We start from the raw sequence: 813 nt of genomic DNA, 5'->3' as shown, positions 1-813 counted from the left end.
CTGCCAAGCCATGAATCACGCCAAGCCCGGCATTTGCCAGTGCCAGACCGCCACACAGGCTTACCCACGCCAGAGTATCCCGACTCTGTGGACACTCTTGTTTCATCAATTGCATTAATGCGTTGATGCTCTGTGGGATCGCGGCACGGCACAGCGCATCCGTGTAAGGCGTAGCGCGATTGCATATATAAGGTTCAATCACCTGCGTCAGCGCGTCCAGTCCCGAGGCGAGCGTCACACTGCGCGGCGTATGGTCTGTCAGGGCTGGGTCCATGATAGCGAGGTCTGGCAGCAAGCGGTTATCACGCAGGCTGGCTTTGCGACGGTGTGCCGGAACGTTGATGACGGCATTTTTGGTCACGTCGGCACCGGTTCCGGCGGTGGTGGGCAGCGCAACGAAGGTCAGCGGGGCTGACTCCAAGATTCGGCCATTGCCGACCACCTCCAGATAGTCAATCAGCGGCCCGTGTGCCTTGACCAGAGCAGCGATCGCTTTACCGGCATCGATAACCGCTCCGCCGCCCAGGCTGATAACGGCCTCTACGCCACGCTGCCGGGCGAGTTCGACCCCTTGCTCTATGTCGGCAAGCGTGGGCTCGTGAGCGACCGTGAACGTGCTGACGCGCACCTGTGCCGCATGGAGCCGCTCGACGAGAAAAGCGGCACGTTGCGGGTTGGCACCCTGAACCAGCAGAACGTGCCGGGCGCGGGCGGCCAGCCAGGTGGAGGCGCCCGCGGCTTCACCGCGACCAAAACGAATTTCACCGGGGCTTACTACAGAAAATGACAGGGGCATGGAAAACTCCTTTATCG

The 813-nt window shown here is 61.4% G+C and carries 1 protein-coding gene; it reads right to left on the bottom strand.

Going from position 1 to position 813, the window contains the following annotated elements:
• The coding region (locus J5224_RS31710) for an iron-containing alcohol dehydrogenase (protein ID WP_264628946.1) at positions 1–796 on the bottom strand (796 nt) is incomplete at its 3' end.
• Positions 797–813: the final 17 nt, after the last annotated feature.

The organism is Candidatus Symbiopectobacterium sp. NZEC135 (assembly GCF_025962695.1).
The sequence above is the reverse complement of the archived record's forward strand: the minus strand, read 5'-3'. Positions and strand labels throughout refer to the sequence as shown.